This is a genomic window from Sphingomonas spermidinifaciens (genome assembly GCF_002351485.1).
Classification (GTDB): domain Bacteria; phylum Pseudomonadota; class Alphaproteobacteria; order Sphingomonadales; family Sphingomonadaceae; genus Sphingomonas; species Sphingomonas spermidinifaciens.
The window spans coordinates 1,027,809-1,052,831 of the sequence record NZ_NWMW01000001.1 but is presented as its reverse complement, the minus strand read 5'-3'; the positions used below and the strand labels follow the sequence as shown (position 1 = coordinate 1,052,831).

The 25,023-nt window shown below is 69.3% G+C and carries 25 protein-coding genes; 17 read left to right on the top strand and 8 right to left on the bottom strand.

All coding sequences use genetic code 11. The annotated features are described in order from the left end of the window. Positions 1 to 115: 115 nt before the first annotated feature. Both rpoH and COC42_RS04895 read right to left on the bottom strand, forming a co-directional pair. Complete coding sequence (rpoH, locus tag COC42_RS04900) at positions 116 to 1,021, bottom strand: RNA polymerase sigma factor RpoH (RefSeq protein ID WP_096342098.1); 906 nt, start codon at positions 1,019 to 1,021, stop codon at positions 116 to 118. A gap of 69 nt (positions 1,022 to 1,090) precedes the next feature. Continuing rightward, entirely contained in the window at positions 1,091 to 2,044 is a 954-nt protein-coding gene (locus tag COC42_RS04895; protein WP_096342097.1) for an RluA family pseudouridine synthase, read from the bottom strand. Positions 2,045 to 2,100: 56 nt separating this feature from the next. Here COC42_RS04895 and COC42_RS04890 point away from each other — a divergent pair, with 56 nt between their 5' ends. The 8 genes from COC42_RS04890 to COC42_RS04855 all read left to right on the top strand — a co-directional run bounded on the left by COC42_RS04890 (position 2,101) and on the right by COC42_RS04855 (position 9,162). Beyond that, a complete protein-coding gene (locus COC42_RS04890; RefSeq protein ID WP_096342096.1) occupies positions 2,101 to 2,475 on the top strand; it encodes a Mov34/MPN/PAD-1 family protein in 375 nt (124 codons plus the stop codon). A 66-nt stretch (positions 2,476 to 2,541) separates the two neighbouring features. Beyond that, entirely contained in the window at positions 2,542 to 3,186 is a 645-nt protein-coding gene (locus tag COC42_RS04885; protein ID WP_096342095.1) for a histidine phosphotransferase family protein, read from the top strand. 167 nt (positions 3,187 to 3,353) lie between these two features. Beyond that, on the top strand, positions 3,354 to 5,669 hold the full coding sequence (locus COC42_RS04880) for a chemotaxis protein CheA (RefSeq protein WP_096342094.1): 2,316 nt from the start codon (positions 3,354 to 3,356) through the stop codon (positions 5,667 to 5,669). Further along, complete coding sequence (locus tag COC42_RS04875) at positions 5,666 to 6,100, top strand: chemotaxis protein CheW (RefSeq protein ID WP_096342093.1); 435 nt, start codon at positions 5,666 to 5,668, stop codon at positions 6,098 to 6,100. Before COC42_RS04880 ends, COC42_RS04875 begins: the two co-directional genes overlap by 4 nt. 63 nt (positions 6,101 to 6,163) lie before the next feature. Continuing rightward, the gene (locus tag COC42_RS04870; RefSeq protein ID WP_096342092.1) at positions 6,164 to 6,529 is read left to right on the top strand and encodes a response regulator; all 366 of its coding nucleotides are present in this window, start codon (positions 6,164 to 6,166) and stop codon (positions 6,527 to 6,529) included. 14 nt (positions 6,530 to 6,543) lie between these two features. Beyond that, positions 6,544 to 7,602, top strand: a complete 1,059-nt coding sequence (locus COC42_RS04865; protein ID WP_245843852.1) for a chemotaxis protein CheB — start codon at positions 6,544 to 6,546, stop codon at positions 7,600 to 7,602. Next, complete coding sequence (locus COC42_RS04860; protein ID WP_096342091.1) at positions 7,599 to 8,435, top strand: CheR family methyltransferase; 837 nt, start codon at positions 7,599 to 7,601, stop codon at positions 8,433 to 8,435. Before COC42_RS04865 ends, COC42_RS04860 begins: the two co-directional genes overlap by 4 nt. 40 nt (positions 8,436 to 8,475) lie before the next feature. Further along, positions 8,476 to 9,162 (top strand): N-acetylmuramoyl-L-alanine amidase, encoded by a 687-nt coding sequence (locus tag COC42_RS04855; RefSeq protein WP_096342090.1) that lies wholly within the window; start codon positions 8,476 to 8,478, stop codon positions 9,160 to 9,162. Between the two features lie 46 nt (positions 9,163 to 9,208). Here COC42_RS04855 and COC42_RS04850 read toward each other — a convergent pair whose 3' ends face one another. From COC42_RS04850 to COC42_RS04825, 6 genes are all read right to left on the bottom strand, one after another. Next, on the bottom strand, positions 9,209 to 10,900 hold the full coding sequence (locus tag COC42_RS04850) for a long-chain-fatty-acid--CoA ligase (RefSeq protein ID WP_096342089.1): 1,692 nt from the start codon (positions 10,898 to 10,900) through the stop codon (positions 9,209 to 9,211). Between the two features lie 65 nt (positions 10,901 to 10,965). Further along, positions 10,966 to 11,166 (bottom strand): hypothetical protein, encoded by a 201-nt coding sequence (locus COC42_RS04845; protein ID WP_096342088.1) that lies wholly within the window; start codon positions 11,164 to 11,166, stop codon positions 10,966 to 10,968. Positions 11,167 to 11,211: 45 nt separating this feature from the next. Next, the gene (locus tag COC42_RS04840; protein ID WP_245843850.1) at positions 11,212 to 12,894 is read right to left on the bottom strand and encodes a GGDEF domain-containing protein; all 1,683 of its coding nucleotides are present in this window, start codon (positions 12,892 to 12,894) and stop codon (positions 11,212 to 11,214) included. Positions 12,895 to 12,946: 52 nt separating this feature from the next. Then, positions 12,947 to 13,906, bottom strand: a complete 960-nt coding sequence (locus COC42_RS04835) for an NAD(P)H-dependent flavin oxidoreductase (protein ID WP_096342087.1) — start codon at positions 13,904 to 13,906, stop codon at positions 12,947 to 12,949. Positions 13,907 to 13,963: 57 nt separating this feature from the next. Next, positions 13,964 to 14,188, bottom strand: coding sequence for a hypothetical protein (locus tag COC42_RS04830; protein WP_096343100.1), 225 nt, complete (start codon positions 14,186 to 14,188; stop codon positions 13,964 to 13,966). A 107-nt stretch (positions 14,189 to 14,295) separates the two neighbouring features. Next, positions 14,296 to 15,183 carry a DMT family transporter gene (locus COC42_RS04825; protein WP_096342086.1) on the bottom strand — a complete coding sequence of 296 codons (888 nt, stop codon included), beginning with the start codon at positions 15,181 to 15,183 and terminating at the stop codon, positions 14,296 to 14,298. Positions 15,184 to 15,281: 98 nt separating this feature from the next. On the opposite strand from COC42_RS04825, the gene COC42_RS04820 reads away from it, so the two are divergent. The 9 genes from COC42_RS04820 (at position 15,282) to murD (ending at position 24,949) form a co-directional block, all read left to right on the top strand. Further along, a complete protein-coding gene (locus COC42_RS04820) occupies positions 15,282 to 15,608 on the top strand; it encodes a hypothetical protein (protein ID WP_176484557.1) in 327 nt (108 codons plus the stop codon). A 465-nt stretch (positions 15,609 to 16,073) separates the two neighbouring features. Further along, complete coding sequence (locus COC42_RS17850) at positions 16,074 to 16,556, top strand: division/cell wall cluster transcriptional repressor MraZ (RefSeq protein WP_245843848.1); 483 nt, start codon at positions 16,074 to 16,076, stop codon at positions 16,554 to 16,556. After that, a complete protein-coding gene (gene rsmH, locus COC42_RS04815; protein ID WP_245843846.1) occupies positions 16,553 to 17,482 on the top strand; it encodes a 16S rRNA (cytosine(1402)-N(4))-methyltransferase RsmH in 930 nt (309 codons plus the stop codon). Before COC42_RS17850 ends, rsmH begins: the two co-directional genes overlap by 4 nt. After that, positions 17,482 to 18,111, top strand: coding sequence for a hypothetical protein (locus COC42_RS04810; protein WP_245843845.1), 630 nt, complete (start codon positions 17,482 to 17,484; stop codon positions 18,109 to 18,111). The genes rsmH and COC42_RS04810 overlap by 1 nt, the downstream gene beginning before the upstream one ends. Continuing rightward, complete coding sequence (locus COC42_RS04805) at positions 18,108 to 19,808, top strand: peptidoglycan D,D-transpeptidase FtsI family protein (protein WP_096342083.1); 1,701 nt, start codon at positions 18,108 to 18,110, stop codon at positions 19,806 to 19,808. The genes COC42_RS04810 and COC42_RS04805 overlap by 4 nt, the downstream gene beginning before the upstream one ends. Continuing rightward, entirely contained in the window at positions 19,808 to 21,223 is a 1,416-nt protein-coding gene (locus tag COC42_RS04800; RefSeq protein ID WP_096342082.1) for a UDP-N-acetylmuramoyl-L-alanyl-D-glutamate--2,6-diaminopimelate ligase, read from the top strand. Before COC42_RS04805 ends, COC42_RS04800 begins: the two co-directional genes overlap by 1 nt. After that, on the top strand, positions 21,220 to 22,602 hold the full coding sequence (locus COC42_RS04795) for a UDP-N-acetylmuramoyl-tripeptide--D-alanyl-D-alanine ligase (RefSeq protein WP_096343099.1): 1,383 nt from the start codon (positions 21,220 to 21,222) through the stop codon (positions 22,600 to 22,602). The genes COC42_RS04800 and COC42_RS04795 overlap by 4 nt, the downstream gene beginning before the upstream one ends. Next, positions 22,590 to 23,660, top strand: coding sequence for a phospho-N-acetylmuramoyl-pentapeptide-transferase (gene mraY / locus COC42_RS04790; RefSeq protein ID WP_096342081.1), 1,071 nt, complete (start codon positions 22,590 to 22,592; stop codon positions 23,658 to 23,660). The genes COC42_RS04795 and mraY overlap by 13 nt, the downstream gene beginning before the upstream one ends. Further along, positions 23,657 to 24,949 (top strand): UDP-N-acetylmuramoyl-L-alanine--D-glutamate ligase, encoded by a 1,293-nt coding sequence (murD, locus tag COC42_RS04785; protein ID WP_096342080.1) that lies wholly within the window; start codon positions 23,657 to 23,659, stop codon positions 24,947 to 24,949. The genes mraY and murD overlap by 4 nt, the downstream gene beginning before the upstream one ends. The last annotated feature ends 74 nt before the right edge of the window (positions 24,950 to 25,023 follow it).

Sequence of the window (25,023 nt, the reverse complement as noted above, 5' to 3'; positions counted from 1 at the left end):
CCCCGGGACAAGAGGGCCGCCGCAGGGCGGTGGAGGGGGCTGCCACGAACGCATTGTCTGCGGCCCGCCCCCTCCGTCACGCTTCGCGTGCCACCTCCCCCGGCTCGGGAGGAGTTTAGCCGACCGCGAGCAGCCTTTTCTCCCCGGCGAGGCGCATCATCGCCTTCTGCAGCTTCTCAAATGCGCGGACCTCGATCTGGCGGACGCGCTCGCGCGACACGCCATAGACCTGGCTGAGCTCCTCCAGCGTCTTGGGATCGTCGGTCAGGCGGCGCTCGGTCAGGATGTGCTTCTCGCGCTCGTTGAGGTCGTCCATCGCCTCGACCAGCATTGTGTGGCGGACGTCCGCCTCCTGCGCCTCGGCGACGCGCTGATCCTGGAGCGGCTCGTCGTCGGCGAGCCAGTCCTGCCACTGGCTCTCCGAATCCTCGCGCATCGGCACGTTGAGGCTGGTGTCGCCGCCCATCGCCATGCGGCGATTCATGCTGACGACTTCCTCGGCGGTGACGCCCAGGTCCTTGGCGATCTTCGCCACGTCGTCGGGGTGGAGGTCGCCGTCCTCGAACGCATCGAGCTTGGCCTTCATCCGGCGAAGGTTGAAGAACAGCTTCTTCTGCGCCGCCGTCGTGCCCATCTTCACGAGGCTCCACGAGCGCAGGATGAACTCCTGGATGCTCGCGCGAATCCACCACATCGCATAGGTGGCGAGGCGGAAGCCGCGGTCGGGCTCGAATTTCTTCACGCCCTGCATCAGGCCGATATTGCCCTCAGAGATGAGCTCCGACACGGGCAGGCCGTAGCCGCGATAGCCCATCGCTATCTTGGCGACGAGGCGAAGGTGGCTGGTGACGAGCTGCGCCGCCGCCTCGGGATCTTGATGCTCCTGAAAGCGCTTGGCGAGCATATACTCCTGCTCGGGGCTCAAGATCGGGAATTTCTTGATCTCGGACAGATAGCGGTTAAGGCTCGCCTCGCCGCCGAGCGCGGGGATCGTCGCGGGGACGTTGCTGCCGCTTGCCATGACCAAATCTCCCTTATCGATGGGGCATTATCGCTGTCGCGGGTACGCCGCGGCAATTCAGCCCTAAGGCTATACGACAAGCCGGTTGAACAGTTCCTGCATGTCGCCGGGCATCGCGCTGTCAAAGGACAGGGCGTGGCCCGTCACAGGATGGATGAACCCCAGGCGCGTCGCGTGCAACGCCTGCCTGCGGAAACCCAGAGTTTCGAGGATAGGCCGGTGCACTGCCTTACTCTTGCCATACACCGGATCGCCGAGCAAGGGGTGGCCGATCGAGGCCATGTGGACGCGCACCTGATGTGTGCGTCCGGTCTCGAGCCGGCATTCGACCAAAGCCGCGTCGGTAAGCGCCGTCATGAGCCGCCAATGGGTGATCGCGTGCTTGCCCGCCTCGCCGCCGACGATCGCCATCTTCTTGCGATTGGCGCTCGACCGGCCGAGCCGCGCCTCGATGGTGCCGCTGCCGGTCAGCGGGCGACCGGCGACGATCGCCAGATAGCGGCGGTCGATGCTGTGCGCCTTGAACTGCCGCGCCAGCCCCTCGTGAGCGCGGTCGTGCTTGGCCGCGACGATGAGGCCGGAGGTGTCCTTGTCGATCCGGTGGACGATCCCCGGCCGCGCGACGCCGCCGATGCCCGATAGCTGCCCCGCGCAATGGTGGAGCAGCGCATTGACCAGCGTGCCGTCGAGGTTCCCGGCGGCGGGATGGACGACGAGGCCCGCGGGCTTGTCGACGACGATCAGATGCTCGTCCTCGAACGCGATGCTAAGGTCGATTGCCTGCGCCTCGTTGTGCGCGGGCGTCGGGGCGGGAACATCGACGCGGAACTGCGCGCCCGCCACCGCCTTGCGCGCGGGATCGCGCACCGGCCCAGCATCGCCCGCCACCGCGCCCGCCGCGATCAGCGCCTTCAGCCGCTCGCGCGACAGGCTGGGCACCGCGTCGGCGAGCGCACGATCGAGCCGCCAGCCGTCCGCGGCCGCTGAAATCGTCGCTTCGATGGTGGAAACCCCCCGGTCCATTCTTGTAGGTAAAGTGGGTGGCAGGTGTAACGATTTCAAGGGGCGCGGAGGCCATCATGCTGGGTGCTGCGGTTGCGGCAGGCGGACTTGAGGCGTGCGGCCTGCTGCTCGGCGCGGGCAACCTTGTCGAGGTTGCGACCGTCGCCGCAAATGTCGCCGCCCAACCGGCGAAGCGGTTCGAGATCGATCCCGCGCACCTCCTTGCCGCACACCGGGCGGCAAGGGCGGGCGGGCCGGCGATCCTCGGCTATTGGCACTCGCACCCTTCGGGTCTGACCGAGCCCTCGGCGACCGACGCGGCGATGGCCGATCCCGACGGGCGCGTCTGGGTGATCGTCGCGGGCGGTGCTGTCCGCTGCTTCCGGGCAGTGGCGCACGGTGCGCTGCACGGGCGCTTCGACCCGATCGAGGCGGTATTCGCCGCGGACTGAACCGCTTGCCTTGCGCCGCGTAGCGCGGGCGTGGCACAAGGCGCCTTGCCAAAGGGGAGCCTTTCGTTGCCGACCAGTCCCACCGAGTTTGCGAGCCTTCTGTGCTCGCGCCTGTGTCACGACCTGCTCAGCCCGGTGGGCGCGCTCAACAACGGGCTCGAACTGCTCGCCGACGAGCATGATCCGGAAATGCGCGCCCGCTGCCTCGAACTGCTTGCCGACAGTGCGCGGGCCTCGGCCAACAAGCTGAAGTTCTTCCGCCTCGCCTTCGGCGCCGCGGGCGGTTTCGGCGAGATGGTGGATACCCGCGAGGCGAAGGCGGCGATCGAGGGGCTGTTCGTCGACAACCAGCGGCTCCAGCTCGGCTGGATGATCGAGGCGGGGCAGTTGCCCAAGCCGGCGATCAAGGTGCTGCTCAACCTCGCGCTGATCGCCGGTGACGCGCTGGTGCGCGGCGGTCGGCTCGACATCGGCGCCGAGGCGGACGGCGAGCGCGTCGAGATCGTCGTGCGCGCCGACGGCCCGCGCATCGTGCTCGACCCGGAACTGCGCAATGCGCTCGAGGGCGAGTTGCCCGTCGACGGACTTACCCCGCGCTCGGCGGCAGCGCATCTCGTCCAGAGCCTTGTGGCCGAGAGTGGCGGTTCGCTCCAGGTCTCCCCGCCCGAGGCCGAGGTGCTGCTGTTCGGCGCGCACTTCGGGCAGGGCTAGAGGCAGCAATTCATCGGCACCCCCGATCAAGTCTGGAGTGACGGGAAGATCGTGGCGGATCGCTGATTCCGCGCTCGAACTCGCGCTTGGCCGATTTCCCGAACGTCTCTAACCCCGCCTTAACCTGAACCGCGCCAGGGTCGCGCCGCCGGTACGGGCGGGGGACCATGGACGACCTGTTGCAGGAATTTATCGCAGAGACGCGCGAGACCGCCGAGGCGCTCGCCGGCGAGATTGTCGCGTGGGAAGCCGCCCCCGGCGATCGCGGCCGCCTCGACGGCATCTTTCGCTTCGTCCACACGGTAAAGGGCAGCTGCGGATTCCTTGACCTGCCGCGCCTCGAACGCCTGGCCCACGCCGCCGAGGATGCGCTCGCCGAAGTCCGCGACGGCAAGCGCGTGCCCGACCGTGCGCTGGTCGACGCGGTACTCGCGATCGTCGACCGCATTTCCGAGATCGTCGATGCGATGGACCGCGGCACGCCGCTCGACGACGGGGGCGAGGACCTGTTGATCGCCGCGCTCGACGGCAGCGCCGCGCCTGTCCTCGAAACACCTGCCGCCCCCGCCAGCCCTGTCGCCGCGCGCGCGCCGATGCGCAGCGTGCGGCTGGGTGTCGACCTGCTCGACCGGATGATGAGCGGCATGTCCGACATGGTGCTCGCTCGCAACGAACTGGCCCGCCGCCTGCGTGCGGGCGAGGTCGATCCGAGTGCCGAGGCGGCGCTCGAGCGCCTGTCGGCGACTGTCGCCGAGATGCGCGACACTGTCACACGCACGCGGATGCAGAAGATCGACGCGCTCTTCTCTGCGCTCCCGCGCCTCGTCCGCGATACCGCCGCGTCGGTGGACAAGCGCGTCGTCCTCGAGATCGAGGGCAGCGATGTCGAGCTCGACCGCGAGATGATCGAGGTGATGCGCGACCCCCTGGTCCACATCATCCGCAATTCGATCGACCACGGGATCGAGGACGCTGCCACCCGTCTCGCCGCAGGCAAGCCCGAGATCGGCCGCCTGACCGTCGCCGCGCGGCAGGCGGGCAACCAGATCGTGGTCGAGGTGACCGACGACGGCCACGGCATCGATACCGACCGCGTCATCGCCAAGCTGGTCACCGCGGGCCGCGACGAGCGCGTGCTGCGCGCGCTGCCCGAACGCGACAAGCTGGAACTGGTGTTCGAACCCGGACTCAGCACCAAGGACGGCGTAACCGCCGTGTCGGGCCGCGGCGTCGGCATGGACGTGGTCCGCGCGGCGATCGACGGCATCGGCGGCCGGATCGAGCTCGATTCGACCCCCGGCCGCGGCCTGCGCGTCGCCATCCACGTGCCGCTCACCCTGTCGATCCTGTCGACGATCATCGTCGCCGTCGCCGGCCACCGCTTCGCCATTCCGCGCGGCGTGATCGAGGAGATCGTCGCCGCGCATGCCGCGGGCGTCGAGCTCGACACGCTTGGCGGGCAGCGGGTGGCGATGATCCGCGGCCGGCGGCTACCGATGGTTTCGCTCGCCGCCCTGCTCGGCGTGCCCGCGCAGGGCCGGCATCCATCGATGCTCGTCATCGCCAATGTCGGACCGGGCGCGCTGGTGATCGGCGTCGACGACGTGCTCGACCATGAGGAGCTCGTTACCAAGCCCGCCGCTCCGCCGGTGATGAGCGCGGGCATCTACGCCGGACAGGCGCTGCCCGACAGCGGCCGCCCGATGCTGCTGATCGACTGCGCCGGCGTCGCTCACCGCGCGGGCGTGAACTTCCGGCGCGAGGCCGCGGTCGCCAAGGTTGAGGAGGTCGGCGAGACGCCCGGAATTGAGGTGCTCACCTTTCGCGACCTCGACGGCGTGCTTCGTGCGCTGCCGCTCGGTGCGATCGACCGGATCGAGCCGGTCGCGGCGCATCAACTGCATCGTGCGGGCGGGCGGCTGCGGCTGCTGCTCGACGGCGCGCTCATCCCGCTCGCGGCGCTTGGCGAGCTGCCCGAGGGCGCGTTTGCGGCGTTGCGGCTGCGCGACGGATCAACCGAGGTCGCCTATGCCATCGCCGAGGCGAGCGATATCGTCCGCCTGCCCGCGGATCTTGCCGCACCGGCCGAGCCCGGCGCGATCGCCGGCGTGGCGCTGATGGGCGACGACCCGGTCGAGCTGGTCGATCCGCTTTGGCTGCTCGCCGGCCATGCCGATGTCGCCGCTGCCGAGCGCAAGCCGCTGGCGCTGCTCGACGAGGGCGAGGGCGGCTGGATGGCGACCTTCCTCGCGCCGATGCTGCGCGGTGCCGGCTGGCGCGTCGCGGCGCGGCTGGGCGAGGGTGAAACGGCCGATGTCGTCATCCGTCTCGATGCGGCGGGCGACCTGCCCGCGCCGGCGGGCGCCGCGATCGTCCGCCTCGTCACCGATCCCGCCGCCGCGCGCTGCGGCGACGCCATCCATCGCTATGACCGGGCGGGCCTTCTCGCCGCGGTCGGCGCCCGTCTGGAGCAACGCCGGTGAGCGAACTCTTCCTCGTTGCGAGGATCGCGGGCCAGGCGGTCGCCGTCGCCTCGCGCTCGGTCGAATCGGTCGTCGATCTGGGCGAGGTCACGCCCGCACCGCTCGCCGCGCGCCACGTGCTTGGCCTCGCGACGCTTCGCAGCCGCATCGTCACGGTGATCGACACCGCCGGCACGCTGACGGGCGAGGCATCGGCGGCGCCCCCGCGCCGGGCGATCGTCTCGGCGATCGAGGGACATCATTATGCGTTCGTCGTCGATGCGCTCGACGACGTGGCGGAACTTGCTGCCCAGCCGCTCGATCCGGGCATCGCGCTGTCGGGCCACTGGGCGGATGCCGCCTCTGCACTGGTCGAGCCGGCAGGAGAGGCGGCGCTGGTCATCGATCTGGCGGCGCTGGTGCCCGGCAACCTCCATTCCCGATGCAATTAACGCGGTGCTTACGCTCCGTGTGCGAAGGTCCGAAGGGTCGCGGAAAAACAAGGTAAGCGTTGCATGAAATCGTGTCTGGTAGTCGACGATTCGAAGGTCATCCGCAAGGTTGCCCGTCATATCCTCGAAGGGCTCTCGTTCGAGGTGCGCGAGGCCGCGGACGGCCGCGAGGCCCTCGACGCCTGCCTTGCCTCGCCCCCCGACGTGGTGCTGCTCGACTGGAATATGCCGGTGATGAGCGGCATGGACTTTCTGCGCGCGCTGCGCGAGGCGAGCCTGTCGGCCAAGCCCAAGGTCGTGTTCTGCACGACCGAGAACGGCATCGCCTATATCCGCGCGGCGATCGAGGCGGGGGCCGACGAATATGTCATGAAGCCCTTCGACCGCGAGACGCTGCAGTCGAAGCTCCAGATCGTCGGCATGGCCTGACGGGAGCAACGCCGGTGGCGACCTCGCTTGCGCAAGACAGGGCCGAGGCGCCGCGGCGGCGGGTGCTGATCGTCGACGATTCGATCGTCGCGCGTGCGGTGCTCCGCCGCATCCTCGAGGGAAGCGGCTGCGACGTGATCGAGGCGGGCGATGCGCGTGCCGCACTCGACCTGCTCGCGCGCGAGCGGGTGAACGTCATCCTTCTCGATATCGAGATGCCGGGGCAGAACGGCCTCGCCGCGCTGCCCGACATCCTGCGGGCCGGTCAGGGCGCGCGCGTGTTGATTGTCTCCTCGACGAGCGCGCCCGGGGCCGAGGCGAGCGTGCGCGCGCTGGCGCTCGGCGCCGCCGACACGCTGGTCAAGCCGGGCGCTGGCGTGCTCGCCGGCCGCTTCGCCCAGTTGCTCGCGGAGCGCGTTGAGCGGCTCACCGAAGATCATCGCCCCGGGGCACCGGCCGAGCGGGCGGCGCCGAGCCTCGGCACGCGCCGCGACGCGCCGCGCATCGTGGCGATCGGCGCCTCGACCGGTGGCATCCATTCGCTCGGCCGGCTGCTGGGCGAACTCGGCGCCGCATGCACTGCCCCGATCCTCATCACCCAGCATCTGCCAGCGTCCTTCATGCCCTATTTCGCGGCGCAGGTGGCGAAGCTCGCCGGGCGCCCGTGCCTGGTCGCGGAGGATCGGATGCGGCTTCGCGGCGGGCAGGTCTATGTCGCGCCCGGCGACGGGCACCTTGTTTGCGGCCCGATGACCGACGGCCATGTCCTCCGCCTCGATCGCGAGAAGTCGGCGAGCGGCTGCATGCCCTCGGTCGATCCGATGTTCGCCAGCGTCGCCGCCTGCTTCGGGGCCGATGCCTTTGCCGTGATGCTGAGCGGGATGGGCCGTGACGGCGCGGCGGGGGCGGAGCGAATCGTAAAGGCCGGAGGCACGCTCGTCGCGCAGGATCAGGAAAGTTCGGTCGTCTGGGGGATGCCGGGCGCAGTCGTCGCCGCGGGCCTCGCCCAGGCAGTGTTGCCGCCCGAGGCGATCGGCCGAGCGATCGCCCATCGGTTCGAGGGTGGGCGATGACGCTCCGCCCATTGCCCGCCAGTGCGCCTCGCGTCGGTGCGACCGGCATCATCGCCGCGCTCCTCGAACAGCGGACGGGCCAGCAACTCGCCGCCAATCGCGCCTGGCGGCTCGATGCAACGCTGAAGCCTTTATTGCGTGAGCGTGGGCTTGCCGATTTCGACGCGCTGGTAGGGGCGCTGCTCGGCGCGCGCGACCCCAACCTTGCCGACGCGGTGGTCGAGGCGCTCCTTAACCAGGAAACGAGCTTCTTCCGCGACGCCGGCGTGCTCGAACAGGTGGTCGAGGCGGCGTCGTCGATGGCGAGCGAGGGCGGACGGCCGCGCATCTGGTCGGCGGGCTGCTCGGCGGGGCAGGAACCGCTCAGCCTTGCGATGCTGTTTGCCGAGCGCGGCGGCCCCATGCCCGACATTCAGGCGACCGACGTGTCGGGCGCGGCGCTCGCTCGCGCACGATCGGGCCGCTATTCACAGTTCGAGGTGCAGCGCGGACTGCCGATCCGCCGGCTGATGCAGTGGTTCGATCCCGTCGGCGAGGATTGGGTGGGTAAGCCCGAGCTGGTCGATCGCATTCGCTATCGCCGTCAGAACCTGGCAAGCGACCCGGTACTGCCGGGCAAATTCGACGTCATCCTCTGTCGCAACGTCCTCCTCTATTTCGGCGGACCGACGCGTGCGCGCGTGCTCGATGCGCTCGCCTGCGCGCTGCGCCCCGGCGGCATGCTGGTGCTTGGGGCGGGGGAGACGGTGATCGGCCAGACCGACCGGCTCGAGCCCAGCCGCCAGTGGCGCGGCTTCTACGCCATTTCCGACCGCCCGCGTCGCTACGCCTGAGGGGCTTGCGTCGCGGCCGCGCGCGCCGCAATCAACGCGGATGCAGCCGGCCCAAGCGCCTTCGCCCAATTTCGACGACCGCGCGCTGCCGATCAGCATGATCGTGCTCCATTACACCGGCATGGAGACGGGCGCGGCGGCGCTTGCCCGCCTCTGCGATCCCGAGGCGAAGGTGTCGGCGCATTATCTGGTCGAGGAAGACGGCACCGTCTTTGCGCTGGTCGATGAGGACAAGCGCGCCTGGCATGCCGGCCGCTCGCACTGGCGCGGGGTCACCGACGTCAATTCGGCCTCGATCGGGATCGAGATCGTCAATCCCGGCCACGAGTTCGGCTATCGCGACTTTCCCGAGGCACAGGTCAATGCCGTCATCCGCCTCGTCGCGGCGATCAAGGACCGCTACTCGATCACGCGTGGCAACGTCGTCGGCCATTCGGACATCGCGCCGACGCGCAAGAAGGATCCGGGCGAGCTGTTTCCCTGGTGGAAGCTTTCGCGCCTGCGCCTCGCGCTGCCGCGCCCGACCCGGGGCCTCATGGACCCGCATTGGAACGAGGCGAGCTTCCTCCTCGCGCTCGAACGCTTCGGCTATGACGTCAGCGACCCGTGCGCTGCGATCCGCGCCTTCCAGCGCCGCTTCCGTCCCGAGATGATCGACGGCGAGATGGACGCCGAATGCCGAATGATCCTGCTGGCGCTGCTGTTGCCGCAACCGCAAGGGGATTGAGGTCTTGGCTCGCCGCCCCGGGTCGGGCCCGGCGTAAAGGTGCAGGTCAGGCCTCCGCCATCACTTCCTTCACCAGGTCCTTGCGGCTCAGCTTGCCGATCATCGTCTTCGGCAGCGCCAGGCGCACGACGACTTCGTCCACCCGCTCGTGCTTGCCGAGTTGAGGGTTGAGCCAGTCGCGGATCGCCTCGCCGGTCGCTTCGCTCTCGGCCTCCAGCGTCACATATGCGCGCGGCACCTCGCCGCGATAGGCGTCGGGCATGCCGATCACCAGCGCCTCGCGCACCGCGGGATGGTGATACAGGATCGCCTCGATCTGGCTCGGGAAAACCTTGAAGCCGCCGACTGCGATCATGTCCTTGAGGCGATCGACGATGCGGATGAAGCCGTCCTCGTCGATCGTCCCGACATCGCCGGTGCGCAGCCAGCGCGTGCCCGCCGCGTCGGTCACGAACACCTCCGCATCGGCATCGGGGCGTTGCCAATAGCCGCACATGATCTGCGGCCCGGCGACGACGATCTCGCCCGGTTCGTCCTCGGGTGCGGGGCGGGAAGCGTCCTCCTTGTCGACGAGCTTCACGCGCGTCGCAGCGAGCGGCTGGCCGATCGTTCCAGACTTCCCTTCAGCCTCATAGGGGTTGGCGGAGACGACGCCTGAGCTTTCGGACAGGCCATAGCCCTCGATCAGCGTCGCGCCGGTCGCCGCCTCGAACTTCTCCTTGAGCTCGGCGGGCAGCGGCGCGCCGCCCGAGATGCAGATGCGCAAGGAAGAGAGGTCGGTCTGCGCCAGCTTCGGATGGTCGAGGAGGGCGCGGTACATCGTCGGCACGCCGGGCAGCGCGGTTGCCTTGGTCCGCTCTATTGCCGCCAGCACCTGGCCCGCATCGAAGCGGGGCAGGAGGACGATCTCGCCGCCCGTGAGCACCGTGCGGTTGAGGACGCAGGTATTGGCGAAGACGTGGAACATCGGCAGCGCGCCGAGGATGCGGTCGGTCGTCTGCCCCAACTCGGGGTCGAGCAGCGCCACCTGCCGCGCATTGGCGGACAGGTTCTGGTGGCTCAGCATCGCACCCTTGGGCACGCCGGTCGTGCCGCCAGTATACTGGATGAGCGCCAGGTCCCGCTCGGGATCGAGCGGCGGGGTCGAACACGCGCCCTTGTTGGCGATCAGCTTCGAGAAGGCCAGGATGCGCGGATCGTCCGGCTTTTCGGCGATCTCCTTGGCCTTGAACCAGCGATAGAGCACCGACTTGGTGGCGGGGAGGGCACCCGCGACCGAACCGACCACCAGCCGCTCGAGCGCGCTCTTGTCGAGCACCTTGAGCGCGGTGGGCAGGAGCGCCGTCGCCGACAGGGTGAAGAGCAGGCGCGTTCCCGAATCGGCGACCTGATGCGCCAGTTCGTCAACGGTGTAGAGCGGCGAGAAATTGACCGCCGTCGCACCCAGCTTGAGGATGCCGTAATAGGCGGCGAGATAATGCGGCACGTTGGGCAGGAACAGCCCGATCCGGTCGCCGGGGCCATAGCCCAATTCTGCAAGTCCGCAGGCGACGCGATTGGCGCCGTCGAGCGTTTCGGCGTAGCTGAACTTGCGGCCTAGGAAATCGATCAGCGGGCGGGGACCGTGCGCGGCCGCCGACGCCTCGAACAGCGCGATCATCGTCTCGGGCGCGAAGGCGCGTTCCCACTCGCCCGGATGGCGATATTGCCGCCGCCAGACCTCTCCGTCTTTTATCATTTACACGAGTGTAAGCAGGTTGACGTTCGCGTCAACCTGGCCGCCGCCGGCAGCAACAATATGTTTCAGCGCAGGCGGCGCTCGGCCTGCTGGAACAGGATGGTGACGGCGACCGCGCCGATCTCGACCGCGGCCTCGACCTGCGGGGCGCCGCTTTCGGTCGCGGTATCGAACGACAGCCGCAGATAGCCAACGGGCGGCTTGATCGCCACGAGCGCAGCGAAGGCGATGATCGCGAGGCAAAGGCCAAGGCGGCGGCGCTGCATCTGGACTTGGGCTCCGTCGATCGTTGCGCGGAGTCCATAGCGCAGTCAGGCGACGGCGGCGAGCCCCTCGATGATACGCGCGCGGTCGCGCCCGCTCGCCTTGGCATCGAACAGTGCGCGGTCGGCAATCTGGTACAGGCGCTTCCAGTCGGGCTCGCTCCCAAGCGGGCCGAAACAGGCGCCGATGCTGGCAGTGACGGCATAGTCGAACGGCATCCGCGTCGCGCGCAGGCGCCCGAGCAACACGCCGGGATCGACCGGCGCGGCGGCATCGGCCACCAGCGCGAACTCCTCGCCCCCCAGCCGCGCCACCAGCGCCCCGGCGGGCGCCGTTTGGCGCAGCACGCGCGCGACGACGCGCAACACCTCGTCGCCCCCGTCATGGCCGAGCGTTTCGTTGACCAGCTTGAAATGGTCGATGTCGAGAAGGATCAGCTGCTGGCGCCCCGGCCGGCCGATCGCCTGGCCGAGGAAGGCGCGGCGATTGAGAAGCGACGTCAGCGGATCGGTCGCGGCCAGCAGTCGGTCAACCGCCGCCTGCTCGACCGCGCGGTCGCGTTCGGCGGACAACAGCCGGATGCGATAGGCGATCGCAAGGCTCGACAGCAGCGCCTCGACCGCCATCGCGATCAGCGTCGAATTGTCGAGCCAGAAGCTCCACGGCACGAGATTGATCGCCTGCGCGATGCGCAGCGCCGCCACGACCACAGGGGTGGTCCAGGCGAGCGCGAACATCCAGATGAAACGGCTGCGCCTCGCAAAGGCGCGCCAGACGATCGCGGGGATCACCGCGATCAGCGACCCGCAGGTGATCGAGAAGAGAAGGTCGAGCTCGATCATCCATCGTCCCGCGAACAGCGCGACGCCGATCCCCACCGCGAACATCGCGGTGATGACCGCATCGACGATCCGTCCCAGGCCGCCCTCGAACACGCGCGCCTCGAAATAGGTACGTGCGAACAGCAGCGCCGCGCCCGCCGAGGCAGCAAGCATCATGTAGTTGATGCGCAGCCGATTGTTGTTGTCGATCGAGGGCACTGCCCAGGCAAGCAGCCCCGAGCTCGACAGCGCATAGGCGAGGAGCAGGCCCAGCATCAGGCAATAGGCGAGCTGGAACGGGTGCTTCAGCGCGCGCCACAGCGCGAAGTTGAAGATCAGGAGCGCGATCGAAAGTCCGGCGAACGCGGCGTAGATCATGCCCATATAGAGGTTCGAGCGATCGCTCTCGCGCTCGCTGGCGACATGGACGCCGTTGAGGATGCCGCGCCGGTTGGCCGCGCCGTCGATCCGCCAGACGATCCGCGTGACCGGCGCGCTTGCGGAGGGCAGCGCGAACTCGACGATGGCGCCGAGCTGGATGCGGCGGGTGAGGTCGCGCGCGTCGGCGCGCAGCCAGTCGATCCGGCCGTCGGCATGAACGATGCCGATGGTCACGCGCTGCTGCCAGAGGCTGGCGGTGCGGAGCAGCATCTGGCGGTGGGACAGATCGAGCGAGAGGGCGCCGCTCGCCGCCCAGAAGTCGCCGCTGCCGTAGCGGGTCTGTCGCTGCTCGCAGTCGAGATCGATGCGACCGGCGATCAGGTCGGCGAAGCGCTCGCCGGGTTGGACCGGCGCGACGCAGACCGAAACGGGCTGGCCGGTCAGCCCCGCCTGCGCACGCGCCGCGCCCGGCAGCATTGCCGCGAGCACGCCGAGCAGCGCCGCCAGCCAGATCTTCCCGCACCCCATGCCGACACCATGCCAGCGGATGCTAAACGCCGCGTAAACGACACTTTGTTGCTCAGGCGAGGAGGCGGGCTTTCGCCGCGGCATATTCGGCGGCGAGGCGGTTCACCCGGTCCGCGACGCTTTCGACCACGCGCACCGCGCCGATGCCCTGACCCGACCCCCAGATGTCGCGCCACGCCTTGGCCTTGCTGCCGCCGCCCGACCCGAAGTTCATCGCGCTGGGATCGCTTTGCGGCAGGTTGTCGGGATCGAGCCCGGCGGCCTCGATCGAGGCGCGCAGGTAGTTGCCGTGCACGCCGGTAAACAGGTTGGTATAGACGATGTCGGCCGCCCGCCCTTCGACGATCCCCTGCTTGTAGGCGGGCTCGGCATTCGCCTCGACCGTCGCGATGAAGGGCGAACCGATATAGGCGAGGTCAGCGCCCGCCGCCTGGGCCGCCAGCACCGCGCCGCCATTGGCGATCGCGCCCGAGAGGAGCACCGGCCCCTCGAACCAGTCGCGCACTTCTTGGACGAAGGCAAAGGGGTTGAGCCGCCCGGCATGGCCGCCCGCGCCCGCGGTGACGAGGATCAGGCCGTCGGCGCCCTTCTCCACCGCCTTGTGCGCGAAGCGGTCATCGATCACGTCGTGAAGGGTGATGCCGCCCCACGCGTGAACCGCTGTGTTGAGCTCCTCACGCGCGCCGAGCGACGTGATGACGATCGGAACGCGCCACTTGGCGCAGGTTTCGAGATCGGCCGCGAGCCGATCGTTCGACTTGTGAACGATCTGGTTGACCGCGAACGGGGCCGAGGGCGCCTCCGGATGATCGCGATCCCAGGCGGCGAGTTCCTCGGTGATGCGGTGGAGCCACTCGTCGAAGAGACTCTGCGGCCGGGCATTGAGCGAAGGGAACGAGCCGACGATCCCCGCCTTGCACTGTGCAATGACCAGCTCCGGCCCGGAGACGATGAACATCGGGCTGGCGACGATCGGCAGCCGAAGACGGTCGAAGAGAGAAGGAAGCGCCATGACCCGTTTCATAGCGCAACTGAAATGGCTGTCCAGTAATCAACCGCCCGGCGGCGATCAGGCGGCGGCAAGCGCTTCGAGCAACGGACCCTGCGCGCCGAGCGCCATCGCCAGCGCGACCGTCGCGAGGAGGAGCGCCAGCACCGAAGACATCGACATCAAGCCCCAGCCCATGGCGGTGACGACGGCCGGATTGGGGCGCGCCTCGCGCCGGTTTCTGGTCGCGATCATCAGTACCAGACCCGCACACAGCCCATAGAGAAACACGGCAATCTCAAGCATCATCGATCGATCCCGCCCCCGCGTGAACATCGTTGGCGACGCTATGGCGAAATGGTTAACGCTTCAACCTGCCTCCCGGCCTTTCGCCGCAGCGCAGCGTTGATTCGTCAGCGCCGCGCGAGCGGCAGCGCGATTCCCGCGAGGATCAGCGCCATGCCGATCGCATGATGGGGATGCAGCGTCTCGCCCAGCAGCAACGCTGCCAGCAGCGCGCCGAACAGCGGGAGGAGCGCGATCGTCCGCCCCGCACTCGCCGGCCCGACCATCGTCACCGCCCGGTTGTAGAGCGCATAAGCGATCGTCGAGGGGAAGACTGCGACATAGCCGACCCCCATCCATGCCCGCGACGACCACTCGATGCCGCGCCCGGCCGCCCATTCGGTCGCGGCGGCCGGCAGCATCGCTGCGACGCCGATCGCGAAGGTGATGGCGAGGAAGCTCGCCGGCGCGATCGGCGGGCGTCGGCGCAAGAGCGAGGTGTAGAGCGCCCATACCGCGACGCTCGCCAGGATCATGGCATCGCCCGGGTTGAGGTGGAAGGCCAGGAGCGCCTTGAGGTCGGCCCGAAACACGATCAGGGCCACGCCCGCGCTGCCGATCGCGACGGCCAGCATCTCGATCGGCTTTGCGCGGATGCCGAAGCCCAGCCGATCGACGATCAGCACCAAGGCGGGCACCCCCGCTTGCAGCAGCAGCGCGTTGCTCGCCGTCGTCGTGGCAAGCCCCGAATAGAGGAGCGCGTTGAACGCGGCGACGCCGAGCAGGCCGAGCAGGAGCAGCATCCGCCAATGCACGGCGATGGCGGCGCGGTCCTTGCGCAGCGAAGCCCAGGCGAATGGCAGGACGATCGCCAGCGCGCCGCTCCAGCGCAGCAAGGCGAGCGTCAGCGGCGCGACGTCGTCGCGGATCGCCCGGCCGACGATTGAGTTGCCCGCCCACAGCAGCATGACCACGCCCAGCATGGCATAGGCGCGAGCGGGGAAGGGGGCGGGCATCGGCCGGTCATGACGCCTGCCGACGGCAGACGCAACGCGCGATGGACCGGGCCGGCATGTCGACAAGCTGCCGAACAGGCGCTAGCTTAAGCGCAAAGATGCGGTCGCAACCTCCAGATCCCCAGCAGACGATGCAGCGGCTTCGCGTGGCGCTGACCGGACTTGCCGCCGTTGTGCTGCTGATCGGCATCGCCGGTGCGATCTTCAGTGCGGTCGATCGCGACGCGCCTGTCGAGGCCGCGGGCGCCGCACGGCCCGAGGTCGTCGCCAACCTGACGGGCGCCCCGCCAAGTCCCGCCGCCGAAGCCGCGATCGTCGACGAGCCGCTCGCCGAACTCGGTGTCGCGCCGAGCAAGTCGGTCGCCGATCCGGTCAACGTGACGGTGGTCGAGCAGCCGCCGAATCCCGGTGCGCCGACGCCCTGATCGGGGCCGGATGGTGCGGAAAGCATAAGTCCGAATCGGGCGCGCAGCGACGTTCGCCTGTCTGGCGGCGGATCGGCCCGGCTTTGCAAGGCGCGATCGATCGGAGCCAGTATCGTGGCTCGTGAAAGCCGCACCAGACGGAGGCCGGTATGTGAGGTCCATCCGCCTTTCGTCGCGCCCGAATGGATGCGCGGCTATGCGTCTTAACTTTCTGTCCGTCCGGCCGATCGCTGCCACGTGTGCGCATCCACGGGGGATCGACCCACAATTTTCCGGAACAAACCACAAACATAGATGATTGTGGGGAAAATTGGGGTCAAATGGGGGTAAGTGGATTGAACGCGAACGGCCGCTCTGTTACTAACATTGCAGGGGGCACACTCCTTTTCGTCGTTCGGGATCGACCGGGGCCATTGGGTTGGTTTCCGGAACGACCGGGTTCGTGCGCCGCCCAAAGGGATGTGCGTGTCGAACAGGGACCTCTTTCACGGCTTTTCGCTGCAGTCGGTCGACGACAAGGGTCGCGTCGCGATCCCTGCCGACCTGCGCGAGACGCTGGACGCCAATTCACCGGCGAAGCAGGTCCTCATCACCCGTCATCCGACGCTGCCCTGCCTCGTCTGCTATGATGCGGGCTGGGCGCAGGAGCTCAATGACCGGCTGAACAACCTCGCGCGCGCCGCCAAGGCCGAGGGGCGGCCCTTTGACGAGGCGGCCGAGCGCCGCGGCTTGCGCGCCGAGAAGGCGACCTACGACGCCAATGGCCGCTTCGTGATCCCGAGCTATGAGCGCGACCGCGCGGGCATCGGCAAATGGGCGTTCTTCGTCGGCGACAGCGACACGTTCCAGATCTGGTCGCCCGAGCAACTGGTCGCCGCCGACATCGACGACGACGATCTCAAGGACCGCTGCCGCCACTATGCCGCGGCGAAGAAGGTGACGCTGTGACCGCCGCCCCGCACATCCCCGTCCTGCTGGACGAAGTGATCGAGGGTCTCGCCATCGTGCCCGGCGAGACGCATCTCGACGCGACCTTCGGCGCAGGCGGCTATACCCGCGCGATGCTGGCGGCGGGGGCGAGCGTGATCGCCTTCGACCGCGATCCCGACGCGATCCGCGAAGGGCAGGGGCTGGTCGAGTCGAGCGAAGGCCGGCTGCGGCTGATCGAGTCGCCGTTCTCGGCGCTCGACCTCGCCGGTCCAGTGGACGGCGTCGTCATGGACATCGGCGTCTCCTCGATGCAGCTCGACCGGGCCGAGCGCGGGTTCTCGTTCCAGGCCGACGGTCCGCTCGACATGCGGATGAGCCAGTCGGGTGAGAGCGCGGCCGACTTCGTCAACACCGCCGACGAAGGGCTGATCGCCGATATCCTCTATCGCTATGGCGAGGAGCCGCGATCGCGCCGCGTTGCCCGCGCGATCGTCGAGGCGCGGCCGATCACCCGGACGGGCGAGCTGGCGGCGGTGGTGCGCCGCGCGCTCGGCCATCGTCCGCACGACAAGAAGGATCCGGCGACCCGCACCTTCCAGGCGATCCGCATCCACCTCAATGCCGAGCTCGACGAGCTGGCCGAGGGGCTGGCCGCGGCCGAGCGGACGCTGAAGCCCGGCGGGCGCTTGGCGGTGGTGACCTTCCACAGCCTTGAGGACCGGCTGGTCAAGCGCTTCCTGCGCGAACGCTCGGGCGGCGAGCCCGCCGGTTCGCGCCATCGCCCCGCGGCCGCCGCGCCGCGGGCACCCAGTTTCGAACCGCCCGCGCGCGCCGTGCGTCCGGGCGAGGCCGAGCTTGCGCGCAACCCGCGCGCGCGCTCGGCGACCTTGCGCGTAGCGAAGCGGACCGCGGCCCCGGCCTGGTCCGCCAATGGAGGGCAATGATGGCGACCAAGCGGTTGAAGGGCTTCGGCTGGTTCGTCTGCGGCGTGCTCGTCGCGCCGCCCTGTTATCTGGTGTCGAGCTGGGTCGCGGCCGAGCGGGCGCGGGTCGAGAGCCTCGAGCGCTCGATCCTCGCCGCACGCCGCGACATCCGCGACCTCGAGACCGAGTTTCAGACGCGCGCCAACCTTGCGCAGCTCGAGCGGTGGAACGGCGACGTGCTCGCGCTCGCCGCGCCGCGGCCCGACCAGTATGTCGCGAGCGAGGAGGCGCTGGCGCAGCTCCACTTCGCCCCCGCGGGTGAGGGCGCGGTCCGCCCGGCGAGCTACATCGTCCCCGCAGGGTACGCCCAGGCGTCGCCGCCGCCGCAGCCGGTCGTGCCTGTCGCAGCGCCGAGGCCTGCCGCGCCAGTCGCTCCCGCACCGGTCGTCCCGACGCGTCAGGCGCCGGCGCCCGTCGCACTCGCCGCCGCCGCGCCGGCCAGCCCCACGCGCGCGATCGCCGCGCCCAAGCCCGCCAAGCCCGTCCGCAAGGCACAGGCGGTGGCAATGCTCGACAATGCCCTGCTCAGCGATTCGACGCTCGGTGACCTGGCCCGCGGCGCGCGCGCCGAACGCACGGTCAAACGTTGATCGTCCTGGTCGCCCCCGGAACCCCGGCCTATCGCAAGCCGGGCGGCCAGCAGGCGCTTGTCCAGCTGGCGCAGGCACGGCTGATGGTGATGCTGCTGCTGTTCGCGGCGGCGATCCTGCTCATTGCCGGACGGCTGGCGATGCTCGCGGTCTTTGCCCAGCCGGTTTCAGGCCGCGACGCCGCCGCCGCGCTGGTGCCGATCCGCGGCGATATCGTCGATCGCAACGGTACCGCGTTGGCGCGCACGATCGACGCCTGGTCGATCGGTGTCCATCCGTCCAAGGTGATCGGCGACAAGCTCCAGCTCGCCGACCAGCTCGCCGCGCTGATGCCCGAGCATGATGCCGCCTGGTACCACAAAGCGCTCAACTCAGGCTCGTCCTTCACCTATCTGCGCCGCCGCGCGCTGCCCGAGCTGGTCAACGCGGTCAACGCGCTCGGCGAGCCCGGCATCGCCTTCGCGCGCGAGCCCGAGCGGCTCTATCCGCAGACGACGCTGGCGGCGCACACCCTCGGCAGCCTCGATTTCGACGGGCGCGGTATTTCGGGCATGGAAAAGGTGCTCGATGCCGAGCTGACCAACCCGGCGCTACGCGGGCGGCCCGTGGCGCTGTCGATCGACCTGCGCGTGCAGGGCGCGCTCGAGAGCGAGCTCGGCCGGTCGATGGCGGCGTTCCAGGCGGCGGGCGCGGCGGGCGTCATCCTCGACGTGGCGACCGGCGAGGTGCGCGCGATGGCGTCGCTGCCGAGCTTCAATCCCAACAAGCTGACGCGGGGCGGCGCCGGCCTGATGAACAACGTGACGCAGTCGGTCTACGAGCTCGGCTCGGTGTTCAAGCCCATCACCGTGGCCGAGGCGATCGACAGCGGCGTCGTGCCGGACATCGCGCGCCGCGTCGATGCGACCGCGCCGCTGCCGATCGGCCGCTTCCAGATTCGCGACGACCATGCCCAGCGCCGCTGGCTCAACATGCCCGAACTGCTGATCTACTCCTCGAACATCGCCACCGCGCGGATCGCCGACGAAATGGGGCAGGCGCGCATGGAGCATCTGTTCCGGAAAGTGGGCTTCGATACCCCGCCCGATATCGAGATCGAGAAGGCGCGCCCGCTTTGGCCGCGCAACTGGGGCCGGGCGACGACGCTGACCACGGCCTACGGTCACGGCATCGCGGTGACGCCGCTGCACCTCGCCAGCGCCTATGCCGCGCTGGTCAATGGCGGCGTGTGGCGCCCGGCGACACTGCGCAAGGTCGAGCCGGGCCAGGCCGCCAAGGGTCGCCGCGTCTTCAGCGAGGCGACGAGCGCCAAGATGCGCGCGATGATGCGCCTGATCGTGCTCGAGGGGACAGGTCGCAAGGGCGAGGCGGCGGGCTATCGTGTCGGCGGCAAGACCGGTACCGGCGAGAAGCCGGGCGCCGGCGGCTACAGCAAGAAGATCAACGTCTCGACCTTCGCGGCGGCTTTCCCGATGGACGCGCCGCGCTATGTGGTGGTCGTCATGCTCGACTCGCCCAAGGGGAATGCCGAAAGCTTCGGCCTGACCACCGCCGCCTGGACCGCCGCACCGGTGGTCAGCCGCGTCATCTCGCGCACCGGCCCGATCCTGGGCGTCGTCCCCGAACTCGACCGCGACGTCGACGTGAGCGGGCTGATGCCGCTGATCTGGCGCGGCGCGGGGGCGAAGGCGCACTGATGCGGCTGGGCCAGCTGATCGAGACGGGCGACGAGGGCGTCGTCACGGGCTTCGCGATCGACCATCGAAAGGTGGCGCCGGGCACCGTCTTCGGCGCGTTTCCGGGCATGCGCGTCAATGGCGAGGATTTCGTCGAGGCGGCGGTCGCCGCGGGCGCCATCGCGGTCGTCGCGCGGCCGCAGGTGCGCGTCGAGGGCGCGGTCCATGTCGCCGCCGACAATCCGCGCGCCTGCTTCGCCGACCTCGCCGCGCGCTTCTTCGCGCCGTTCCCGTCGGTAACGACGGCGGTGACGGGCACCAACGGCAAGACCTCGACCGTCGAGATGACGCGTCAATTGTGGCGGATGGCGGGGCATCACGCCGCCTCGATCGGCACGCTGGGCGTCACCACCGCCGACGAGCGGGTCTCGACCGGCCTCACCACCCCCGACGTCGTCACCTTCCTGTCGAACGTCGCGGGCCTCGCGCGCGAAGGGGTGACGCATCTGGCGTTCGAGGCGTCGAGCCACGGCCTGTCGCAGTACCGGACGCAGGGGCTGCCGGTGCGGGCGGCGGCGTTCACCAACCTCAGCCGCGATCACCTCGACTATCACAAGGACATGGCGGAATATTTCACCGCCAAGCTCAGGCTCTTCTCCGAGGTGCTCGATCCCGACGGCACCGCGGTCGTGTGGGTCGACGATCCGCATTCGGAGCGGGTGATCGATCTCGCCCGGATGCGCGGCAACCGCCTCATCACCGTGGGCGAACATGGCGACACGCTGCGCCTTATGAAGCGCGAGCCGAGCCTGCTTGGCCAGACGCTGACGATCGAGGCGGAGGGCGCACGCCACGTCGTCAAGCTGCCGCTGATCGGTGCCTATCAGGCCGCCAATGCGCTTGTCGCCGCGGGCCTCGTCATCGCCACCGGCGGCGAAGTGGCCGCGACGCTGTCCGGCCTTGCGCGGCTTCAGCCCGTGCGCGGGCGGCTTGAGCGCGCGGCGATCGCAGCGTCGGGCGCGCCGGTCTATGTCGACTATGCTCATACGCCAGACGCGCTCGAGGCGGCGATCGCGGCCTTGAAGCCCCATGCCGAGGGACGGCTGATCGTCGTGTTCGGCGCGGGCGGCGACCGCGATACCGGCAAGCGCGAGCCGATGGGCGAGGCGGCAGCACGCGGCGCCGACCTCGTCATTGTCACCGACGACAATCCTCGGACCGAGGATGCCGCCGCGATCCGCCGCGAGGTGCTGAAGGGTGCCCCCGGCGCAACCGAGATCGGCGACCGCCGGGAGGCGATCCGCGCAGCGATCGGCCAGGCGGGCCCGGCCGACATCGTCCTGATCGCCGGCAAGGGGCACGAGCAGGGCCAGATCGTCGGCGACCTCGTGCTGCCGTTCGACGATGTGACGGTCGCGCGGGAGTGCGCGGCGTGACGCTCTGGACCGCGGCGGAAATCGCGGCGGCGACGAACGGCGTGGTTCACGGCGGCTTTGCGGTGACGGGCGTTGCGTTCGATTCGCGCGAGGTGGGGCCGGGCGACCTGTTCGTTGCGTTGACGGGTGAGAGCACCGACGGCCACCGCTTCGTCGATCAGGCGTTCGTGCAGGGGGCGGCCGGCGCGATCGTGTCGCAGCCCACCAACCACCCGCACGTCCGCGTCGCCGACACCACCGCCGCGCTCGAAGCGCTCGCCCGCGCCAGCCGCGCGCGCAGCGCGGCCAAGATCATCGGCGTCACCGGATCGGCGGGCAAGACCGGCACCAAGGAGGCGCTCCACGCAGCCCTCAACCGGATCGAGCCGGGCGAGGCGCACAAGTCGGTCAAGAGCTACAACAACCATACCGGCGTGCCTTTGAGCCTAGCCCGGATGCCGCGCGGGACGCGTTTCGGCGTTTTCGAAATGGGTATGAACCATGCGGGCGAACTCGCCGCGCTGACCCGGATCGTCCGCCCGCACATCGCCATCGTCACCACGATCGCCCCCGCGCACACCGAGTTCTTCCCCTCGGTCGAGGCGATCGCCGATGCCAAGGGCGAGATCTTCCAGGGGCTCGAGCCCGGCGGCACCGCGGTCGTGCCCTTTGACAGCCCTTATCGCGACCGCTTGGTCGGGGCGGCGCGGCCTTATGCAGGGCGGGTCGTCACCTTCGGCCTGAACGAGGGCGCCGATGTCCGTGCGATCGAAGTCATGCCGGCAGCGACCGGCAGCTTCGTCGTCGCCAAGGTGGGCGCGCGCGAATTGAGTTTCACGCTCAGCCAACCCGGCGCGCATTGGGTCGCCAACGCGATGGCGGTGCTGGCGGCGGTCGATGCCGCAGGCGGTGACCTCGCGCAGGCGGGACTGGCGCTGGCCGAGCTCGGCGGCCTTGCCGGGCGCGGGGCGCAGGTCGACGTGGCGGTGGGCGAGGGCACCGCGCGGCTGATCGACGAGAGCTACAACGCCAACCCCGCCTCGATGCGCGCCACGCTCAAGGTGCTGGCGGCGACCCCCGCGGCGCGCCGGATCGCCGTGCTCGGCGAGATGCGCGAACTGGGGCAGGAGAGCGCCGCCTATCACGCGGCGCTGGCGCGCCCCATCGCCGAAGCGGGTGTCGAATACGCCGTGCTGGTGGGCGACGGCATGACCCCCCTCGCAAGGGTGCTTGAGGGGCGCGTGCCCTTCGTGCATGTGCCCCGCGCCGCCGATGCGGGCGAGGCGCTGGAAGCGGTGCTGGCCGCGGGGGACGCGGTGCTCGTCAAGGGATCGAACGGGGTGGGCCTGTCGGCAGTCGTCGCTGCGCTTACCCGGACCAGGCAAACATGCTCTACCTGATCGCCGAATATCTGGGCTTTCCCGGCGTCCTGAACGTCGTGCGCTATCTGTCCTTCCGCACCGGCGGCGCGGTGGCGACGGCGCTCGTCATCGGCCTGATCATCGGGCCGAAGTTTATCGGCTGGCTGCGCATCCGCCAGGGCAAGGGTCAGCCGATCCGCGCCGACGGCCCGCAGAGCCATCTCGCCAAGCGCGGCACGCCGACGATGGGCGGCCTCATGATCCTGACGGCGATGACGCTGTCGATCCTGATCTGGATGGACCTGACCAATCCGTTCGTCTGGGCCTGCCTGTTCGTGACCTTGGGCTTCGGGCTGATCGGGTTCCTCGACGATTATGACAAGGTGCGAAAGGCCTCGACCGCGGGTGTCTCCGGCCGGGTGCGCCTGCTCGCCGAGTTCGCGATCGCGGGCATCGCCGGGTTTATCATCACGCAGCAGAACGGGACGATGCTCTACGTCCCCTTTTTCTCGAGCTTTTCGGTCGATCTCGGATACTTCTACATCGTGTTCGCGGCGTTCACGATCGTCGCGTTCGGCAATGCGGTGAACCTGACCGACGGGCTGGACGGCTTGGCGACGATGCCGGTCATCATCGCCAGCGTGGCGTTCATGGTCATCGTCTATCTCGCCGGCAACGCGATCTATTCGAACTATCTCGGCATCCCGCACGTGCCGCGCGCGGGCGACCTTGCCATTTTCTGCGGCGCGATCGCGGGGGCGGGGCTCGCGTTCCTCTGGTTCAACGCGCCGCCGGCGGCGGTGTTCATGGGGGATACCGGCAGCCTCGCGCTCGGCGGCGCATTGGGCGCGATCGCGGTGACGGCGCATCACGAGATCGTGCTCGGCATCATCGGCGGCCTCTTCGTGATGGAGGCGATGAGCGTCATCATCCAGGTCTTCTTCTACAAGCGCACCGGCAAGCGTGTGTTCCGCATGGCCCCGATCCACCACCATTTCGAGCAGCTGGGCTGGTCGGAACCGACGGTCGTCATCCGCTTCTGGATCATCAGCCTCGTGCTGGCGCTCGCCGGCCTGTCGACCTTGAAGCTGCGGTGATCGGCTCGACCGCCTGGGCCGGCAAGCGCTTCGCGGTTCTCGGCCTTGCGCGGTCGGGAGCGGCGACGGTCGCCGCGCTGATCGCGAGTGGGGCCGAGGTTATTGCGTGGGACTCTGACGCGGCAAAGCGTGAAGCGGTCGAAGGCGCGACGATTCAGCTGATCGAGGACGCCGACCTCACCGGCTTCGCGGGCGTCGTCGTCTCCCCCGGCGTGCCGCTCAACACTCACTCGATCGCCGCGCAGGCAGCGGCGGCAGGCGTCCGAGTCATCGGCGACATCGAACTCTTCGCACAGGCGCGCGCCGGGCTGCCGCCGCACAAGGTCGTCGGCATCACCGGCACCAACGGCAAGTCGACCACGACCGCGCTGATCCACCACATCCTGCAAACCTCGGGTACGCCGACGCTGATGGGCGGCAACATCGGTCTGCCGATCCTCGGCCAGGACCCGCTGCCCGACGGCGGCGTCTATGTCCTCGAACTGTCGAGCTACCAGATCGACCTGACGCAGAGCCTCGACTGCGAAGTCGCGGTGCTGCTCAACATCACCCCCGACCATCTCGACCGCTATGACGGGTTCGACGCCTATGCCGCCAGCAAGGCGCGACTCTTCGCGATGCAGTCGGCGGGGCACGCCGCGATCATCGGCATCGGCGACGAGGCTTCGTCCGGCATCGCCAGGCAGCTCGCCCGCGCGGGCCGCGCCGAGGACGTGACGAAGATCGCCCCCGGCATCTGCATGGACCAGTCGCGCTGGCCCGCGCTGCAAGGTCCGCACAACGCCCAGAACGCACTCGCCGCGATCGCCGCGTGCGAGGCGCTGGGGGTGAGCAACGCAGCGATCGACGCCGGTCTTGCGAGCTTCGACGGGCTGCCGCACCGCACCCGCACCGTTGCGGTGAAGCAGGGTGTCCGCTTCGTCGACGATTCGAAGGCGACCAATCCGGAGTCGGTCGCGCCCGCCCTCCGCGCCTTCGACCGCGTGCACTGGATCCTCGGCGGGGTCGCGAAGTCCGACAGCCTCGAGGCGTGTCGCCCTGGCTTTCCCCATATCGTCGCTGCCTACACGATCGGCGAGGCGGGGCCGCTGTTCGAGCGGCTGCTTGTCGATGAAGCCTTTCCGGTGACGAGCTGCGGCACGCTCGAAACCGCGGTCACGCGCGCCGCCGCCGCCGCCCGGCCTGGCGAGACGGTGTTGCTCTCTCCCGCCTGCGCCTCGTTCGACCAGTTCGCCGACTATGCCGCGCGCGGCAACGCCTTCGCTGCGCTCGTTGAGGCGCTGCCATGAGCGACGTGCGGCTCGCCTTCGTGCGCGCGAACCCTTATCGGGAGCGACCATCCTTCAGCGTCAGGTTGATCTGC